Source organism: Streptomyces sp. TG1A-8 (genome assembly GCF_030499535.1).
Lineage (GTDB): Bacteria > Actinomycetota > Actinomycetes > Streptomycetales > Streptomycetaceae > Streptomyces.
In genome coordinates this window covers 4,936,873-4,953,548 of the sequence record NZ_JASTLB010000001.1, presented here as the reverse complement: position 1 = coordinate 4,953,548, position 16,676 = coordinate 4,936,873, and the positions used below count along the sequence as shown (strand labels likewise).

Genomic DNA, 16,676 nt, shown 5'->3' with positions numbered 1-16,676 from the left:
CCGCCCCGTGACCCCGAGGGCGCACGGCCGCGCGGGACACCGCCCGCGGCCGTGCGGCCCTCGGGCCGCGCGGGCGCGGGCGGGCACGGGGCGGCCGGGCGGTGGGGCTACAGGAGGCCGTGGCCCCACGTGGCCGCGCCGGCCAGGGCGATGACGGCCAGCAGGGTGTCGATGGCGCCCAGGACCAGGGCCACCAGCGCGGGGACGGAGTGGTCGGAGGACCACTTGCGGCCCATGGACTGCCAGCCGCAGAAGATCGCCACCGGGCCCAGGACGATGCCCAGTGCGAAGAACCCGGCCACCGCGCAGATGGCGCCGATGATCCCGAGCGTCGCACGGTCCGGCCCGGTCCGCTGCCATGTCCGGCCGCGTGAGCGGGGGTACCCGCGCGTTCCGTTCCCGAAGCCCGCCATCATCAACTCCCTGGTCGCCATGGACATTTCGGCTTCGGCGAGCGGGTACCCCGGTTTCGCGCGGACAGACCCGCGCGCGCCGCCCCCTCCGGCGGCGCGCGCCGCGGTCCCGGCGTCCTCCCGTGCCCTGCGGAGGACCTGACCCACTGTGACCTGCGACGCGCGTCCGTGGCGAGGGACCCTGAGCGGAGCCACCCTGATGGGTGAACGTGGGCCGCGGAAGGGGGAAGCGGGTCAGATGTGGCCCACGCCCGCGCCCGCCTCCGCGTTCTCGCCCCGCTTGGTGAGCAGCGCGACGAGGACGGCGACGGCCGCCACGCCCGCGGCGACCAGGGAGGCGAGACTCATGCCGGAGACGAAGGTGTGGTGCGCGACCTCGGTGATCCCCGGGACGAGCTGCGCCGGGGTCTGCGCGGTCACCGGGGCGACGCCCTGCTGGACCGCCTCGGCCGCCTGGTGCAGCTGCTCCGGGGGGAGCTTCGGCAGGCCGGCGCGGGCCCAGTTGTCCGCGAGGGTGCTGTCGACCTTGGAGGCCATCACGGCGCCGAGGACCGCGGTGCCCAGGCTGCCGCCGATCTGCATCGCGGCCTGTTGCAGACCGCCCGCCACGCCCGACAGCTCCATGGGCGCGTTGCCGACGATGACCTCCGTGGCGCCCACCATGACCGGTGCGAGACCGAGGCCGAGCAGGGCGAACCAGAGGGACATCAGTGCGCTGCCCGTGCCCTCGTCCAGCGTGGACATGCCGTACATGGCGACCGCGGTGAGCGCCATGCCGCCCGCCAGCGGGACGCGCGGGCCCAGCTTGGTGATCATCACGCCCGCGAGCGGGGAGCCGACGATCATCATGCCGGTCAGCGGCAGCAGGTGCAGGCCGGCGTCGATCGGGCTCATGCCGTGGACGTTCTGCAGGTAGAAGGTGACGAAGAACAGGCCGCCCATGAAGGCGATGGCCATCAGGACCATCAGGACGACACCCGCGGACAGCGGGACCGAGCGGAACAGCGCCAGCGGGATCAGCGGCTCCTTCACCTTCGTCTCCCAGAGGGAGAACAGGGCGAAGCCGGCCACGGAGACGAGGATGAACAGCCAGGTCCGGCCGTCGCCCCAGCCCCAGGCCGGAGCCTTGATGAGGGCCCAGACCAGGCAGAACATCGCGCCGGACAGCAGGACGATGCCGAGCAGGTCGAAGGAGCGCGGGGCGTTCTCCGCGCGGTGGTCCCGCAGGATCAACAGGCCGAGGACCAGGGCGAGGGCGCCGACCGGCACGTTGATGAAGAACACGGACTGCCAGTTGACGTGCTCCACCAGGACGCCGCCCAGGATCGGGCCGCCCGCGGTGGAGGCGCCGATCACCATGCCCCAGATGCCGATCGCCATGTTGAGCTTCCCGGCCGGGAAGGTGGCCCGCAGCAGGCCGAGCGCGGCCGGCATCAGCAGCGCGCCGAACAGGCCCTGGAAGACGCGGAAGGTGACGACCGCGGCGATGCTGTCGGACAGGCCGATGGCACCGGAGGCGGCGGCGAAGCCGGTCACGCCGATCAGGAAGGTCTGCCGGTGCCCGAACCGGTCGCCCAGCTTGCCGGCGGTGATCAGGGAGACCGCCAGGGCCAGGAAGTAGGCGTTGGTGATCCACTGCAGCTGGGCCCAGCTGGCGTGCAGGTCCTTGCCGATCGCCGGGTTGGCGATGGCCACGATGGTGCCGTCCAGGGCCACCATCATGACGCCCACGGCGACGGTGATGAGGGTGAACCAGGGATGGCCGCGCAGTCCCGCGCCGGGGGCCGGCCCCGGGCCCGGACCGCCCCCCGGCCCCGCCGCGTCGATGGTGGTCTGACTAGTCATATCGGTGAGGCTAGTGACAGCCGCTGACAGTTGACAAACCAATTCACAAGTCGGTAACTGACACGACACCAGCACCTGGGCCGAGCTGGGGGAACGTTCACCGGGAGAGGTCATGGAGACGCTGCGCGAACGCAAGAAGCGGCGTACTCGGGAGTCGCTGCTGAGGGCCGCTCTCGAACTGTTCACCACCCGGGGGTACGAGCACACGACCGTCGACGAGATCGCCGGGGCCGTGGACGTCTCGCAGCGCACCTTCTTCCGCTACTTCGCGGGCAAGGAGGAGGCGGCCCTGGCCGTCCAGGACATGGCGGAGGCCCGCTTCGTGGCGGCGCTGCGGGCCCGCCCGGCGCGCGAGGCGCCGATGGTGGCGCTGCGGCAGGCGGTGCTGGAGGGCTGGGACGCGATCCGGGAGACCGTCGAGTCCGCCGTCCCGGTCGAGCTGTACCTGCGCATGTACCGGACGATCGAGTCGACGCCGGCCCTGCTCGCCGCCCACCTGCGCCGCTCGGCGGCCACCGAGGAGACGGTCGCGCGGCTGCTCGCCGAACGGGAGGGGGTCGACGTGGACGCCGATCCGCGCCCGCGGCTGGCCGTGGCCGTCTTCGGCGCGGTCGTACGGGTCACCGCGCGGCAGTGGAGCACCGGCGACGAGGACGGCCCGGAGGCGATCCGCGCGCTCACCGCGTCGTACCTCGATCAGGTGGGACCGGCGCTCACCGGGAACTGGCGCACGGCCCCGGACGTTTCCCGCACGCGTCCCGCCCGCTGAAACGTGATCCCCGTCACCCGGTTACCCCGAGACCGTCCCGTTCTCCTAGTGTGTCCTCCCAGTGACTTCCTTCGACACCCCACCACTGAACCTCTGGCGCGCCCTGCTCGCCCTGGCCGTCGTGTTCGTGATGCTCGCGACCACCGGCTGGACCGCCCTGCGCAGCCACCGGGAACCGACCGCCCTGCAGACCTCGCTCGCCCAGTGGGAGCACGGCAGCGTCCACGGCCTGCGCCTGCCGGACCCGGACGCCGCGCCGGCCCGGCTGGCCCGCTTCTTCGCCTCGCTCGCCCCGCGCGAGCGCGAGCGGCTCGCCCGCCGCTACCCCCTGGCGGTCGGCAACATGAACGGCGCGCCGGTCCTCCTGCGCTACCGGGCCAACCGCCTCGCGCTGGAGCAGGCGCGCGAGGTCGAGCGCAGGCGCGTGCGCGACGGGCGGCTCAGCACGGCCGGACAACTGGACGCCGGCCGCCGCCTGCACCGCTACGAGGCGCTGACGCGCCCCGGCCGGCACGTCCTCGCCTTCGACCCCGAGGGCTCGGGCCGGATCGCGGAGGTGTTCGGGAACCTCACCGCGGCCGTGCGGATCTCCGTCGTCGTCCCCGGCGTCGACACCGACCTGCTCACCTTCCAGCGGACGTCCCGCAGGTACAGCGCCCCGGCCGGCATGGCCGAGGCCCTGTACGCGGCCGAGCGGGCGCGGCGCCCCTCGACCCGTACGGCGGTGATCGCCTGGGCCGACTACACCGCGCCCGACGGGCTGGGCGTGGACGCGGCGACCGCCATGCGCGCCGAGGAGGGGGCCGTACGGCTGAACGCGCTGCTGCGCGCCCTGCCGGGCCGGGCGGCCGTGTCGATGTTCTGCCACAGCTACGGCTCGGTGGTGTGCGGGGTCGCCGCGCGCGGCATGCCGCGCCGGGTCGCCGACATCGCCGTGGCCGCCAGCCCCGGCATGCGCGTCCCCGCCGCCTCCTGGCTGGGCACCCCGGCCCGGGTGTGGGCCATGCGCGACGCCACCGACTGGGTGCGGGACGTGCCGTACCTGGAGGTCGGCGGGCTCGGGCACGGCGCCGACCCGGTGTCCCCGGCGTTCGGGGCGCGGGTGCTGTCCGCGCGGGACGCGCGGGGGCACAGCGGCTACTTCCAGCCGGGCACCGACAGCCTGCGCAACCTCGCCGACATCGGGGTGGGCGCGTACGACGCGGTGACGTGCGGACACCAGGATGATGCGTGCCGGGCCGGCCTGCCGGGCACCGCGGGGGCCGGACGCGCGTAGAACAGCAGGAAGTGCGGTCCGCGAGGGTGGCGACGGAGGAGCGCGTGCCGCATACGATGAGCCGCATGGGTGACGTACTGGCGGGTTTTCATGCCGTCTGGGAGTTCGAGTCCGACTCCGTGCTCATCCGTTACGAACGGGGGATTCGGACACCCAAGCTCTTCCAGGCACTCGGGGAGCGGCGGATACCGCTGTCCGCGGTCGAGGGGGTGAGCCTCGCGCCGGGCAAGCGGGGCACGGTCGTGCTGCGGCTCGCGCCGCGCCCCGGCGCCGATCCGCTGGTGGAGGCGGCCGCCGGGCAGCTGCGGGAGGGCTCCGATCCGTACCGGCTGGTGCTGCCGGCCGAGCGGGAGGCGCTCGCCGAGTACCACGCCGGCGAGCTGGGGAAGCTGCTGGCCGCGCCCGGCCCGGCCGACCGGTACCTGGTGACCGCGCCCGAGCCACCGCTGCAGTTCAAGGCCTACGACGCGAAGGCGGCCTTCGACGGGCGGGCGGTGCACTTCCGGTGGTCGTGGACCGGCGCGTCCTCGGCGAAGTGGAAGGCCGGCGACCAGAGCTTCCCGGTCGCCGGCCTCAGCGGGGTCGAGTGGCGCTCGCCGGAGGTCTTCGAGGGGTACCTGCGGCTGCTGCGGCACGGCTCCCCCGGTCCGGACGGCCCGGCCGGGTCCGTGCGCCCCGACCAGGACCCGGCGGCGGTCGTCTTCGGGCTCGGGTACGGGCCGGTGCACGAGTCGCTGCCCTTCGCGGCCGCGGTCCTGGCGGCCGTCCGCGCCCGGGGGCCGGTGCCGGCGCTGCCGGTCCCGGCGCGCCGGGACCCCGCCGACATCGCCGAGCGCATCCGGCACCTCGGGGAGCTGCACCGGGCCGGGCTGGTGACCGACGAGGAGTTCTCCTCCAAGAAGGCCGAACTGCTGGCGGAGCTGTAGGGCGGGCCGGCGGCGGTCACGGGCCGCCCGTGACCGGGCGCGGGGCGGCCGTCCGCCTCCCCGCGCACCGGCTCCGCCATGGTGGCGACGGTCTCCTCGATCGGGACGTCCACGTCCCGGCGGTGCACGTAATGGAGGTCGATCACGTCGACGTCCAGCCGCCGCGGGCTCGCCTCGACGGCCTCACGGATGTACGGGGCGTCGTTGCGGATGATCCGCTTCGTCGGCCCGTCCGGCGGGATCGACAGGGCGAACTTGGTGGCGATGACCAGCCGGTCCCGGTGCGCCTTGAAGAACGGGGACAGGAACCGCTCGTTCTCGCCGGCGCCGTACGCGTCCGCCGTGTCGTACAGCGTGACACCCAGTTCCAGCGCGCGGTCCGGCGCGGCCCGGGACTGCGCGGCGTCGGCCGGACCGTACCGTCGCGAGCGTGGCGTCGGTCATCGGGTGTTCCCCCCGTGACGTAGAAGTCGATCTTGCGATCGAGTACGGCGAGCGTGTCGTGCAGTTCCGCGATCCGGGCCAGCACGTCCCGGCGGGTCGACTCCAGCAGCGCCCGCCGCTGCGCGTACGTGCTGTCGCCCTCCCGCACCAGCTCCGCGTACCGGACCATGTCCGCCACCGGCATGCCGGTCAGCCGCAGCTTGGTCACGAAGGCCAGCCAGTCCAGGTCGCGGTTGCGGTAGCGGCGCTGGCCGGTGTGGGAGCGGTCGACGTGCGGCATCAGGCCGATGCGCTCGTACCAGCGCAGGGTGTGCGCGGTCAGCCCCGTGCGGGCGACCACCTCGCTGATCGTGTAGTGGTCCCGGCCCTCGGGGCGGGGGCGGCGCGGGGGCGGGGCGGAGCAGATGTCGGCGGAGGTGGCTTGCCCGGTGGCCGCTGGGGTGGTCTGCATCACCGTCATGGCTCCCACGCTATGACCTTCGAGTGTGCTCCAAGCAACTGGACCGGGCGGAAACCGGCGCGCGGGTCCCCGCGCGCGCTCGCCGGGCCGCCGTACGCGCGGCCCGGGCCCACGCGTGGTCCCGACCCTCCGGCGCGGCCGCCGCCGTGGGCCGCATAGGCTCGGCCGCATGTCGTTGAACAGCTTGGCGTCGATCGAGAACTGGCCCGTCCCCACCGCCGCGGCGGGCGTCGTACGGGCCGACGGGACCGTCCTCGCAACGCACGGCCCCACCGGGCACCGCTTCCCGCTGGCCTCGGTGACCAAGCCGCTGGCGGCGTACGCGGCGCTGGTCGCGTACGAGGAGGGGGCCGTCGAGCTGGACGAGCCGGCCGGCCCCGCGGGCTCGACCGTGCGCCACCTGCTCGCGCACACCTCCGGACTGGCCTTCGACGAGCACCGGGTGACGGCGCCCCCCGGGGAGCGGCGGCTGTACTCCAACGCCGGGTTCGAGCAGCTCGGGGACCACATCGCCGCGGCGACGGACATCGCGTTCCCCGAGTACCTGCGGCAGGCGGTGCTGGAGCCACTGGGGATGGCGTCGACCACGCTCACCGGGTCGCCCGCCAAGGACGGCGTGTCGACGGTGGAGGACCTGCTGCGGTTCGCGGCGGAGGTGCAGGCGCCGCGCCTGCTGGACCCGCGGACGGTGGCGGAGGCGATGAGCGTGCAGTTCCCGGGGACGAAGGGCGTGCTGCCGGGCTACGGGCACCAGAACCCGAACGACTGGGGCCTGGGCTTCGAGATCCGGGGCGGTAAGTCACCGCACTGGACGGGCGGTTCGTCCTCCCCGCGCACCTTCGGGCACTTCGGTCAGTCCGGTACGTTCCTGTGGGTCGACCCGCGGGCGGGCGTCGCGGCCGTCGCCCTGACGGACCGGGCGTTCGGACCCTGGGCGGTCGAGGCGTGGCCGGCGTTCACGGACGCGGTGCTGGCCGAGCTGTGAACGGCCCGCGGCCGCGCGCCGGCCCGGCGGACTTTCCGGCCGCCGCGGCCGCCCGTCCGGCGGGCGGGGGGCCGGCGTCGCGCCGGGCGGGGCCTGCCATCTCCCACACCAGGAGTTCCGCGGCGGTCAGCGCCGTCGCCTCCAGACCCCTGGCGTCCGTGATGCGGGCCGCGTCGCCCGCCCCCAGCTCCTCGCCGTCCAGCCGCACTTCACCGCGGACCACGTGCACGTACACGAACGCCCCGTCCGGGACCGCCGTCCGCTCCCCCGGTGCCGGACGGCGCACGTGGAGCACGGCGCCGGCCGCCGGGACGGCGTACGGGGTGGAGTCGGCGATGCCGCGCACGATCCCGTACGACGGGTCGCCGCCGGGGACCAGCGGGGCCAGCCACATCTGCACGAAGGTGAGCGGCGTCGGCGCGTCGTTGCGTTCCACGTGGCGGACGCCCGCCGCCGCGCCGAGGTGCTGGAGGTCGCCGGGGCGGACCGTCGTCCCGCGGCCCGTGGAGTCGCGGTGGGTCAGTTCGCCCTCCACGACCCAGGTGATGATCTCGGTGTGGCTGTGGGGGTGTTCGTCGAAGCCGGCGCCGGGCGCGAGCCGCTCCTCGTTGCAGGCGATCAACGCTCCGAAGCGGAGGTTGTCCGGGTCGTAGTGGGGGCCGAAGGAGAAGGCGTGGCGGGTGTCGATCCCGGCCTCGCGGTCGCCTCCGCGGTAGCGCTCGCCGGCGCGCCGTACGTCCGTCACGGCACCACCGTAGACCCCGGCGAGGACCCGGCGGCACGGTGCCCCGTCCGGATGAGGCAGTCTTGTCCCCGTGCCCGAACCCGAATCCCACACCAGCGAACGCGCAGCCCAGCACCCCGTCCACTCGCGCTCCGCGACGCTGAAGCGGCTGGAGAAGTCCTCCGGGAGCCTCGCCGCGCAGGCCATCGCGCGGATGGACGAGACCCTGTCGTGGTACCGGGCCATGCCCCCGGAGAACCGTTCCTGGATCGGACTCGTGGCCCAGGCGGGCATCGCCGCCTTCACCGAGTGGTTCCGGCGCCCGGACGCCCCGCAGGCGATCTCCACCGACGTGTTCGGCACGGCGCCCCGGGAGCTGACCCGGGCCATCACGCTGCGGCAGACCGTGGAGATGGTGCGCACCACGATCGAGGTGATGGAGAGCGCGATCGACGAGGTCGCGGCACCCGGTGACGAGGGCGTGCTGCGCGAGGCGCTGCTGGTGTACGCGCGGGAGATCGCCTTCGCCACCGCCCAGGTGTACGCCCAGGCCGCCGAGGCACGCGGCGCCTGGGACGCGCGGCTGGAGTCGCTGGTGGTGAACGCCGTGCTGAGCGGGGAGGCCGACGAGGGCGCGGTCAGCCGGGCCGCCGCGCTGGGCTGGAACTCCCCCGAGCACGTGTGCGTCGTGCTCGGGACCGCGCCGGACGGGGACAGCGAGCTGACCGTCGAGGCGATCCGGCGGGCCGCCCGGCACGCCAAGCTCCAGGTGCTCACCGGGGTGCTGGGGGACCGGCTCGTCGTCGTCGCCGGCGGCAGCGCCAACCCGCTGGGCGTCGCCAAGTCGCTGATCGGGCCGTTCGCGGCCGGGCCGGTGGTGGCCGGGCCCGTCGTCCCCGACCTGATGGCCGCCACGCGGTCCGCGCAGGCCGCCGCGGCCGGTCTCAAGGCGTGCTTCGCCTGGCAGGACGCGCCGCGGCCGGTGCTGGCGGACGACCTGCTGCCGGAGCGGGCCATCGCGGGTGATCCCAGCGCGCGCGAGCAGTTGGTGGAGGAGATCTACAGACCGCTGGAGGAGGCGGGCTCGGCGCTGCTCGAGACCCTGAGTGTCTACCTTGAGCAGGCGAGCAGTCTGGAGGGCGCGGCGCGCATGCTCTTCGTTCACCCGAACACCGTGCGCTACCGGCTCCGACGTGTGACTGACGTCACCGGTTGGTCACCGTCCGATGTACGATCCGCGTTCACACTGCGGATCGCCCTCACCCTGGGGCGTCTGGCCGATGGTGAACCTCAACCCTAGGTTTTTGTCGGGGGCCCACAAAACGCCCTCGTGTTCTTCGTCCTTGTCCCCACGGGCGGCCGCGGCCGTCCCCAAGAGAGAGTGTGAGAGTGCTCGTACTCGTCGCTCCCGGCCAGGGCGCCCAGACGCCCGGCTTCCTGACCCCCTGGCTCGAACTCCCCGGTGCCGCGGACCGCGTCGCCGCGTGGTCGGACGCCATCGGACTGGACCTGGCCCACTACGGCACCCGGGCCGACGCCGACGCCATCCGTGACACCGCGGTGGCGCAGCCGCTGCTGGTCGCGGCCGGGATCCTGTCCGCCGCGGCACTGGGTGACATCACGGAGATCGCCCCGGGCGCCGTCGCGGGTCACAGTGTCGGTGAGATCACCGCCGCCGCCTTCGCGGGCGTCCTGGACGACGCCGCCGCGCTCGGCCTCGTCCGCAAGCGGGGTCTGGCCATGGCCGAAGCCGCCGCCGTCACCGAGACCGGCATGGCGGCGCTGCTCGGCGGCGACCCGGAGGTCTCGGTCGCGCACCTGGAGCGGCTGGGCCTGACGCCGGCGAACATCAACGGCGCGGGCCAGGTCGTCGCCGCCGGCACGCTGGAGCAGCTCGCCGCGCTGGCCGGGGACATGCCCGAGGGCGTCCGCAAGGTCGTCGCGCTGAAGGTCGCGGGGGCCTTCCACACGCACCACATGGCTCCCGCGGTGGAGTCGCTGGCCGAGGCCGCGGCGGACCTCACGCCCGCCGACCCGCGGGTCGGCTACGTCTCCAACAAGGACGGCGCGACGGTCGCCACCGGCAGCGAGGTGCTGCGCAGGCTGGTCGGCCAGGTCGCCAACCCGGTCCGCTGGGACCTGTGCATGCGGACGTTCAAGGAGCTGGGCGTCACCGCGCTCATCGAGGTGTGTCCCGGGGGCACGCTGACCGGCCTGGCCAAGCGCGCCCTGCCCGGCGTGCGGACGCTGGCCCTGAAGACCCCCGAGGACCTCGACGCGGCCCGTGCGCTCATCGCCGAGACCGTGACGCCTGCCGCGCACGCGGCGGGCGCCTGACAAGGAGCCCCAGAGCATGGCGAAGATCAAGCCCAGCAAGGGCGCCCCGTACGCGCGCATCCTCGGCGTCGGCGGCTACCGGCCGACCCGGGTGGTGCCCAACGAGGTGATCCTCGAGCGGATCGACTCGTCCGACGAGTGGATCCGCTCGCGCTCCGGCATCGAGACCCGGCACTGGGCGGGCGCGGACGAGACGGTCGCCGCGATGGCCATCGAGGCCTCCGGCAAGGCGATCGCCGACGCGGGCATCGGCGCCGAGCGGATCGGCGCCGTGGTCGTCTCCACCGTCTCGCACTTCAGCCAGACCCCGGCCGTCGCCACCGAGATCGCCGACAAGCTGGGCACCGACAGGGCCGCCGCCTTCGACATCTCGGCGGGCTGCGCGGGCTTCGGCTACGGGCTGACGCTCGCCAAGGGCATGGTGGTGGAGGGGTCGGCCGAGTACGTCCTGGTCATCGGCGTGGAGCGGCTGAGCGACCTGACCGACCTGGAGGACCGCGCGACGGCCTTCCTGTTCGGCGACGGCGCCGGCGCGGTGGTGGTGGGCCCCTCCCGGGAGCCGGCGATCGGCCCGACCGTGTGGGGTTCCGAGGGCGACAAGTCCGAGACCATCAAGCAGACCGTCCCCTGGAACCGCTTCAGGATCGGCGACGTCTCGGAACTGCCCGTCGACAGCGAGGGCAACGTCAAGTTCCCCGCGATCACGCAGGAGGGCCAGGCGGTGTTCCGCTGGGCCGTGTTCGAGATGGCGAAGGTCGCCCAGCAGGCGCTGGACGCGGCCGGGATCACCCCGGACGACCTGGACGTCTTCATCCCGCACCAGGCCAACGTGCGGATCATCGACTCGATGGTGAAGGCACTGAAGCTGCCGGAGCACGTCACGGTCGCCCGTGACATCCGCACCACCGGCAACACCTCGGCCGCCTCGATCCCGCTCGCGATGGAGCGGCTCCTGGCGACCGGCGAGGCGAAGAGCGGGGACACCGCGCTCGTCATCGGATTCGGGGCGGGTCTCGTCTACGCCGCCACGGTCGTTACCCTCCCCTAGGCACTCCGTGCCGGATCCTGCGATCCGGTGCGGGACAATCGCCACAACCCGTCTGGAACATCGAAGAAGGAGCGCCTGACATGGCCGCCACTCAGGAAGAGATCGTCGCCGGTCTCGCAGAGATCGTGAACGAGATCGCCGGGATCCCCACCGAGGACGTCCAGCTGGACAAGTCCTTCACCGACGACCTGGACGTCGACTCGCTGTCCATGGTCGAGGTCGTCGTCGCCGCCGAGGAGCGCTTCGACGTGAAGATCCCGGACGAGGACGTCAAGAACCTCAAGACGGTCGGCGACGCGACCGAGTACATCCTCAAGCACCAGGACTGAGCCACCCGGCAGCCAGGCTGCCAGGCCCCGCCACCCGGCGGTGGCGCCGTAGATTCCCGCATCCGTTGGAGAAAGAATTCCCGTGAGCCCGACCAATCGCACCGTGGTCGTCACCGGTATCGGCGCAACCACACCGCTGGGTGGCGACGCAGCCTCGACCTGGGAGGCCCTCGTCGCCGGCACGTCCGGCGTGCGGCTCCTGGAGGAGGAGTGGGCGGCCGAGCTGCCGGTCCGCATCGCCGCGCGGGTCGCCGTCGAGCCGGGCGAGGTCATTCCCCGGCCGCAGGCCCGCAAGCTGGACCGGTCCGCGCAGTTCGCCCTGATCGCCGCTCAGGAGGCCTGGAAGGACGCCGGTTTCACCGCCAGGGCCGGTGAGGACGCGGCCGTGAACCCCGACCGTCTCGGCGCGGTCATCGCCTCCGGCATCGGCGGCGTGACGACGCTGCTGGACCAGTACGACGTGCTCAGGGAGAAGGGCGTGCGCCGGGTCTCCCCGCACACCGTGCCGATGCTGATGCCCAACTCCCCCGCGGCCAACGTCGGGATCGAGCTGGGCGCCCGCGCCGGCGTGCATACCCCGGTCTCGGCCTGCGCGTCGGGCGCGGAGGCCATCGGGTACGCGATCGAGATGATCCGCACCGGGCGTGCGGACGTCGTCGTGGCCGGCGGTACCGAGGCCGCCATCCACCCGCTGCCCATCGTCGCGTTCGGCAACATGATGGCGATGTCCAAGAACAACGACGACCCCCGGGGCGCCTCGCGTCCCTACGACGCCGGCCGCGACGGCTTCGTGCTCGGTGAGGGCGCCGGTGTCGTCGTCCTGGAGTCCGAGGAGCACGCCAGGGCGCGCGGGGCCCGGATCTACGTGGAGGCGGTCGGGCAGGGCATCTCCGCCGACAGCCACCACATCACGCAGCCGGAGCCGTCCGGCAACGGCATCGCGCACGCGCTGCAGAACCTGCTCGACAACACGGACCTGGAGCCGGCCGAGATCGTGCACGTCAACGCGCACGCCACGTCCACGCCGCAGGGCGACGTGGCGGAGATCAAGGCGCTGCGCAAGGTGTTCGGGGACGACGTCGACCACATGGCCATCTCGGCCACCAAGTCGATGACCGGTCACCTGCTGGGCGGTGCCGGCGGCATCGAGTCCGTCGCGTCGGTGCTGGCCCTGGTGAACCGCACGGCTCCGCCGACCATCAACATCGACGAGCTCGACCCCGAGGTCAACGCGGACGTGGTGACCGGCGGGGCGCGGACGCTGCCCGAGGGGCGGATCGCCGTGCTGAACGACTCGTTCGGGTTCGGCGGGCACAACGTGGTGCTGGCGTTCCGGACCGTCTGAGGCCCGTCCCCGCGGGCACGGCGGAGGGCCCCCACCGGCCGGTGGGGGCCCTCCGCCGTGCCCGGACGCTCAGACCACCTGGTGCAGCCAGCGCACCGGTGCGCCCTCTCCCGCGTGGCGGAACGGTTCCAGCTCGTCGTCCCACGGCTTGCCCAGCAGTCTGGACAGCTCCGCCTCCAGCTCGGTCTCGCCCTGCCGGCTGCGCTGCAGGGCCGCGCGCAGGCGGTCCTCGGGGATCAGGATGTCGCCGTGGAGGCCGGTGACGGCGTGGAAGATGCCGAGGGCGGGGGTGCAGCTGTAGCGCTCGCCCTCGGCGGTGGCGCAGGGCTCGGCGGTGACCTCGAAGCGCAGGAGGTGCCAGCCGCGCAGGGCGGAGGCGAGCTTGGACGCCGTGCCGGCCTGGCCCTGCCAGGAGAACTCCGAGCGCCAGGTGCCGGGAGCCGCCGGCTGCCGGATCCAGTCGAGGTTGACGCGCGTGCCGAGCACCCCGGCGATGGCCCACTCGACGTGCGGGCACAGCGCGCGCGGCGCGGAGTGCACGTACAGAACTCCACGTGTCGTCACCGGAACCTCCGGGCAGAGCGGGACATCTTGCGGACTGGCTGGGCGGCAGTGGCACGACGGCCGCGTTGATGGCGAGGCTACCCTGAGGCGGGGCAGGGAGTGTGACGTACTGTCGGTCCCGGTGCCGGGAAACCTCCGCCATTCACCCGGGGGGACGCTTGTGCGGGGGTGTGCCGTTCCAGGGGGCCGGGGCCGGGAACCCTCGCACGTTGTAGGGAGGGAGTACCGCAGCGACGACGAGGGGACCGACAGGATGCGGAAGCGGAGCCGCCGTGCGCGGACCGTCCTTGCCGTGGTGACGGCGACCGTGCTGGCCACGGGCTGTGACGCCTTCGGCGGAGGCGGCCCCTCGAAGGCGGGCGGTTCCGCGAGCGCGTCCCGCTCCCCGGCGAGGCCCGCTCCGGTGTGGAACCGCAGCCCGGACTCCATCGCCGCGGTCGGCGACTCCATCACCCGGGGTTTCGACGCGTGCACGGTGCTGACCGACTGCCCCGCCGTGTCGTGGGCGACGGGCAGCGACGCCCGGGTGGACAGCCTGGCGGTGCGCCTGCTCGGGGTGACCGGCGCGGCCCGGCACTCCTGGAACTACGCGGAGACCGGCGCCCGGATGTCCGACCTGCCGCGGCAGGTGGCCCGGGCGGTCACCCGGAGCCCGCAGCTGGTGACGGTGATGGCGGGGGCCAACGACGCCTGCCGTTCCTCGGTGTCGGCGATGACCCCGGTGGCCGACTTCCGCGCGGACTTCCAGGAGGCGCTGAGCACGTTGCGCGGGTCGCTGCCGAGGACGCAGGTGTACGTGGCGAGCGTGCCGAACCTGAAGCGGCTGTGGTCCCAGGGACGGACGAACCCGCTGGGCAAGCAGGTGTGGAAGCTGGGCATCTGCCCGTCGATGCTGGCCGGCGCGGACGACCTGACCGGCGCGGCCACGGCCCGGCGGGAACGGGTGCAGCAGCGGGTGGAGGAGTACAACCGGGTGCTGGGGGAGGTCTGCGCCAAGGACCGCCGCTGCCGCTTCGACGGCAACGCGGTCTACGACTACCGCTTCGGCACCGACCAGCTCAGCCACTGGGACTGGTTCCACCCCAGCCGCGACGGTCAGGCGCGGCTGGCCGAGATCGCCTACCGCACGGTCACGACAGGACGGCCGTGACCTAGGCTTTTCGGCATGAGCGAATTCTTCGGCGCGCTTTCCGACCGCACCCCGGTGCACCGCTGGACGCTGGAACGGGGCGGGGTGCGGGTACGGGTGTTGTCGTACGGCGGGATCGTGCAGTCGGCCGAGGTCCCGGACCGCGAGGGGCGCAGGGCGGACGTGGTGCTGGGGTTCGCGGACCTCGGCGGCTACCTGGACCATCCGGAGCCCTACCTCGGCGCGCTGGTCGGCCGGTACGCCAACCGCATCGCGGGCGGGCGCTTCCCGCTGGACGGCCGGACGTACGCGCTGGCGCGGAACGACGGGCCCAACTCGCTGCACGGCGGCGACCGGGGGTTCGACAAGCGGGTGTGGAACGCCGAGCCGGTCGAGCACGGGGTGCGGTTCAGCCGGATCAGCCCGGACGGCGAGGAGGGCTTCCCGGGCCGGCTCCGGGTGACGGTCACGTACACGCTGGACGCGTCGGGGGCGCTGCGGATCGCCTACGAGGCGGTCACGGACGCGCCGACCGTCGTCAACCTCACCAACCACACGTACTGGAACCTGGGCGGTGCCGGCCACGCGGGCGGCCACGAACTGCGGCTCGCCGCCTCCCGGTACACGCCGGTCGGCGCGGACCTGATCCCCGCCGGGGCGCCGGCGGACGTGACGGGTTCCCGCTTCGACTTCCGCGCGGGCCGCAGGACCGGCTCCGGTTACGACCACAACTTCGTGCTGGACAAGGGGGTGACCGAGGCGGCCGAGGAGGTGGCCGAGCTGTACGACCCGGTGTCCGGGCGGGTGCTCACCATCGCCACCACCGAGCCGGGCCTGCAGCTCTACACCGCCGACTACCTGGCCGGCCCGTTCGCCCCCGGGGACGGCATCGCCCTGGAGACCCAGCACTTCCCGGACTCCCCCAACCGCCCGGACTTCCCCAGCACCGTGCTGCGGCCGGGCGAGGTGTACCGCTCCGAGACGGTGTACGGCTTCTCGGTGCGCTGACCGGCGCCGCGCCGCCCGGGCGCGGGCCCCGGCCCGGGTGTCAGGTCCCGGGCCGGGACCGCCGACGGGGAGACTTGTCCCGGACCAGACGTTAATCGCCGTGGTGGCGCGGCGGCCGGCGATCGGGCGTCCCACGGCAACCTCGTACGAACCCTTCACATACGCCCCACGGACCCGGCCGCCGCACGGGTGCGTCGGGGGCCGCGGCCCCGGGGGGGCGACGGGCTGCGGCCGGACTCCTCCCGGGCGCGGTGGCCGGGGGTCACCCGCCCGACGCAACCGGCTCGTCCCTGTCGCTGGACTCCGGCGCGCCGCCCTCCTCGCCCAGCAGGTCCCGGGCGAGGAGGGTGGCGCCGGCCACCGCGCCGGGCATGAGGAACACCGCGACGAAGGGGACCAGGAAGGCCAGGCCGAGCGGGGTGCCGAAGCCCCAGACGAGGGTCTTGCGGGAGCGCAGCAGGGCGAGGCGGGCGCGCAGTTCGACGCCGCGGCGCTGCAGGGCGACGGCGGTCAGCTCCTCGGTGAGGAAGAACCCGGTGACGAAGAAGCCGATCACCGGGACGACCGTCTGGCCGACGACGGGCAGGAGGCCGAGCGCGAAGAGCAGGACGCCCCACAGCCCGGCCCGCACCAGGATGCGCAGGCTGTCGCGGGCCGAGATCCACAGCTCGCGCCAGAGCGGGAGGCCGGACTCCGGGGCCGTCCCGTCGGGCGAGAGGTCCCGGTCGACCTTCTCGGAGAGGCTCTCGTAGAAGGGCTGGCCGACCAGCAGGGTGACGGCCGTGAAGGTGAGGACGGCCAGCAGCAGGCCCAGGGCGAACAGGACGGCCGTCAGGAAGCCGCGGAACAGCCCCTGCCAGGGGCTGGACCAGTCGTCCGCGAACGGCGTGGCCCAGGCGACCGCGTCCTGGCCCCACAGCGCGAGCGCGGTCAGCGCCGCCGCGTACAGGACCAGTGCGATGAGGCCGGGCAGCAGGCCGAAGCCGTACTGGCGGCCGTGCCGGCCCACCCAGCGCTGGCCCTTCAGCAGATATCCGAAACCCACCCCGAGATCGCGCATGGCGACGACTCTAC

At 73.6% G+C, this 16,676-nt stretch carries 15 protein-coding genes and 3 pseudogenes; 11 read left to right on the top strand and 7 right to left on the bottom strand.

The window, feature by feature from the left end; genetic code table 11:
- Positions 1 to 107: 107 nt before the first annotated feature.
- Both QQY24_RS21680 and QQY24_RS21675 read right to left on the bottom strand, forming a co-directional pair.
- Complete coding sequence (locus QQY24_RS21680; RefSeq protein ID WP_301976319.1) at positions 108 to 416, bottom strand: small hydrophobic protein; 309 nt, start codon at positions 414 to 416, stop codon at positions 108 to 110.
- Positions 417 to 647: 231 nt separating this feature from the next.
- Positions 648 to 2,258: an MFS transporter gene (locus tag QQY24_RS21675; protein ID WP_301974363.1), complete on the bottom strand. Its 1,611-nt coding sequence runs from the start codon at positions 2,256 to 2,258 to the stop codon at positions 648 to 650.
- Between the two features lie 112 nt (positions 2,259 to 2,370).
- Here QQY24_RS21675 and QQY24_RS21670 point away from each other — a divergent pair, with 112 nt between their 5' ends.
- From QQY24_RS21670 to QQY24_RS21660, 3 genes are all read left to right on the top strand, one after another.
- Positions 2,371 to 3,027 (top strand): TetR family transcriptional regulator, encoded by a 657-nt coding sequence (locus QQY24_RS21670; protein ID WP_301974362.1) that lies wholly within the window; start codon positions 2,371 to 2,373, stop codon positions 3,025 to 3,027.
- 61 nt (positions 3,028 to 3,088) lie between these two features.
- The gene (locus QQY24_RS21665; protein ID WP_301974361.1) at positions 3,089 to 4,303 is read left to right on the top strand and encodes an alpha/beta hydrolase; all 1,215 of its coding nucleotides are present in this window, start codon (positions 3,089 to 3,091) and stop codon (positions 4,301 to 4,303) included.
- Positions 4,304 to 4,368: 65 nt separating this feature from the next.
- A complete protein-coding gene (locus QQY24_RS21660) occupies positions 4,369 to 5,229 on the top strand; it encodes a DUF4429 domain-containing protein (RefSeq protein WP_301974360.1) in 861 nt (286 codons plus the stop codon).
- Positions 5,230 to 5,291: 62 nt separating this feature from the next.
- On the opposite strand, the pseudogene QQY24_RS21655 reads toward QQY24_RS21660, so the two are convergent.
- Positions 5,292 to 5,648 (bottom strand): annotated as a pseudogene (locus tag QQY24_RS21655) (aldo/keto reductase); the annotation flags it as partial.
- 44 nt (positions 5,649 to 5,692) lie between these two features.
- Positions 5,693 to 6,133: pseudogene (locus QQY24_RS21650) on the bottom strand (MerR family transcriptional regulator); the annotation flags it as partial.
- A 169-nt stretch (positions 6,134 to 6,302) separates the two neighbouring features.
- On the opposite strand from QQY24_RS21650, the gene QQY24_RS21645 reads away from it, so the two are divergent.
- Positions 6,303 to 7,118: a serine hydrolase gene (locus QQY24_RS21645; protein ID WP_301974359.1), complete on the top strand. Its 816-nt coding sequence runs from the start codon at positions 6,303 to 6,305 to the stop codon at positions 7,116 to 7,118.
- A 94-nt stretch (positions 7,119 to 7,212) separates the two neighbouring features.
- Here the strand turns inward: QQY24_RS21645 and QQY24_RS21640 are convergent.
- A pseudogene (locus tag QQY24_RS21640) lies at positions 7,213 to 7,863 on the bottom strand (pirin family protein); the annotation flags it as partial.
- A 70-nt stretch (positions 7,864 to 7,933) separates the two neighbouring features.
- On the opposite strand from QQY24_RS21640, the gene QQY24_RS21635 reads away from it, so the two are divergent.
- The 5 genes from QQY24_RS21635 to fabF all read left to right on the top strand — a co-directional run bounded on the left by QQY24_RS21635 (position 7,934) and on the right by fabF (position 12,901).
- A complete protein-coding gene (locus tag QQY24_RS21635) occupies positions 7,934 to 9,142 on the top strand; it encodes a CdaR family transcriptional regulator (RefSeq protein WP_301974358.1) in 1,209 nt (402 codons plus the stop codon).
- Between the two features lie 89 nt (positions 9,143 to 9,231).
- The gene (locus QQY24_RS21630; protein WP_301974357.1) at positions 9,232 to 10,179 is read left to right on the top strand and encodes an ACP S-malonyltransferase; all 948 of its coding nucleotides are present in this window, start codon (positions 9,232 to 9,234) and stop codon (positions 10,177 to 10,179) included.
- A gap of 16 nt (positions 10,180 to 10,195) precedes the next feature.
- The gene (locus QQY24_RS21625) at positions 10,196 to 11,227 is read left to right on the top strand and encodes a ketoacyl-ACP synthase III (RefSeq protein ID WP_301974356.1); all 1,032 of its coding nucleotides are present in this window, start codon (positions 10,196 to 10,198) and stop codon (positions 11,225 to 11,227) included.
- Between the two features lie 80 nt (positions 11,228 to 11,307).
- Positions 11,308 to 11,556 (top strand): acyl carrier protein, encoded by a 249-nt coding sequence (locus QQY24_RS21620; RefSeq protein ID WP_301974355.1) that lies wholly within the window; start codon positions 11,308 to 11,310, stop codon positions 11,554 to 11,556.
- Positions 11,557 to 11,638: 82 nt separating this feature from the next.
- Positions 11,639 to 12,901 (top strand): beta-ketoacyl-ACP synthase II, encoded by a 1,263-nt coding sequence (fabF, locus tag QQY24_RS21615; protein ID WP_301974354.1) that lies wholly within the window; start codon positions 11,639 to 11,641, stop codon positions 12,899 to 12,901.
- A gap of 69 nt (positions 12,902 to 12,970) precedes the next feature.
- On the opposite strand, the gene QQY24_RS21610 is transcribed toward fabF, so the two are convergent.
- Positions 12,971 to 13,465, bottom strand: a complete 495-nt coding sequence (locus tag QQY24_RS21610) for a DUF3145 domain-containing protein (RefSeq protein ID WP_301974353.1) — start codon at positions 13,463 to 13,465, stop codon at positions 12,971 to 12,973.
- A gap of 253 nt (positions 13,466 to 13,718) precedes the next feature.
- On the opposite strand from QQY24_RS21610, the gene QQY24_RS21605 reads away from it, so the two are divergent.
- Both QQY24_RS21605 and QQY24_RS21600 read left to right on the top strand, forming a co-directional pair.
- Positions 13,719 to 14,615, top strand: coding sequence for an SGNH/GDSL hydrolase family protein (locus tag QQY24_RS21605; protein WP_301974352.1), 897 nt, complete (start codon positions 13,719 to 13,721; stop codon positions 14,613 to 14,615).
- A 15-nt stretch (positions 14,616 to 14,630) separates the two neighbouring features.
- Positions 14,631 to 15,602, top strand: a complete 972-nt coding sequence (locus QQY24_RS21600; protein ID WP_301974351.1) for an aldose epimerase family protein — start codon at positions 14,631 to 14,633, stop codon at positions 15,600 to 15,602.
- 262 nt (positions 15,603 to 15,864) lie between these two features.
- Here the strand turns inward: QQY24_RS21600 and QQY24_RS21595 are convergent, their stop codons facing one another.
- A complete protein-coding gene (locus QQY24_RS21595) occupies positions 15,865 to 16,662 on the bottom strand; it encodes an EI24 domain-containing protein (RefSeq protein ID WP_301974350.1) in 798 nt (265 codons plus the stop codon).
- Positions 16,663 to 16,676 lie beyond the last annotated feature (14 nt).

Coding starts and splice junctions, on each gene's coding strand:
- QQY24_RS21680 (WP_301976319.1), bottom strand. CDS start 416: ATGATGGCGGGCTTCGGGAACGGAACGCGCGGGTACCCCCGCTCACGC.
- QQY24_RS21675 (WP_301974363.1), bottom strand. CDS start 2,258: ATGACTAGTCAGACCACCATCGACGCGGCGGGGCCGGGGGGCGGTCCG.
- QQY24_RS21670 (WP_301974362.1), top strand. CDS start 2,371: ATGGAGACGCTGCGCGAACGCAAGAAGCGGCGTACTCGGGAGTCGCTG.
- QQY24_RS21660 (WP_301974360.1), top strand. CDS start 4,369: ATGGGTGACGTACTGGCGGGTTTTCATGCCGTCTGGGAGTTCGAGTCC.
- QQY24_RS21645 (WP_301974359.1), top strand. CDS start 6,303: ATGTCGTTGAACAGCTTGGCGTCGATCGAGAACTGGCCCGTCCCCACC.
- QQY24_RS21625 (WP_301974356.1), top strand. CDS start 10,196: ATGGCGAAGATCAAGCCCAGCAAGGGCGCCCCGTACGCGCGCATCCTC.
- QQY24_RS21620 (WP_301974355.1), top strand. CDS start 11,308: ATGGCCGCCACTCAGGAAGAGATCGTCGCCGGTCTCGCAGAGATCGTG.
- QQY24_RS21605 (WP_301974352.1), top strand. CDS start 13,719: ATGCGGAAGCGGAGCCGCCGTGCGCGGACCGTCCTTGCCGTGGTGACG.
- QQY24_RS21600 (WP_301974351.1), top strand. CDS start 14,631: ATGAGCGAATTCTTCGGCGCGCTTTCCGACCGCACCCCGGTGCACCGC.
- QQY24_RS21595 (WP_301974350.1), bottom strand. CDS start 16,662: ATGCGCGATCTCGGGGTGGGTTTCGGATATCTGCTGAAGGGCCAGCGC.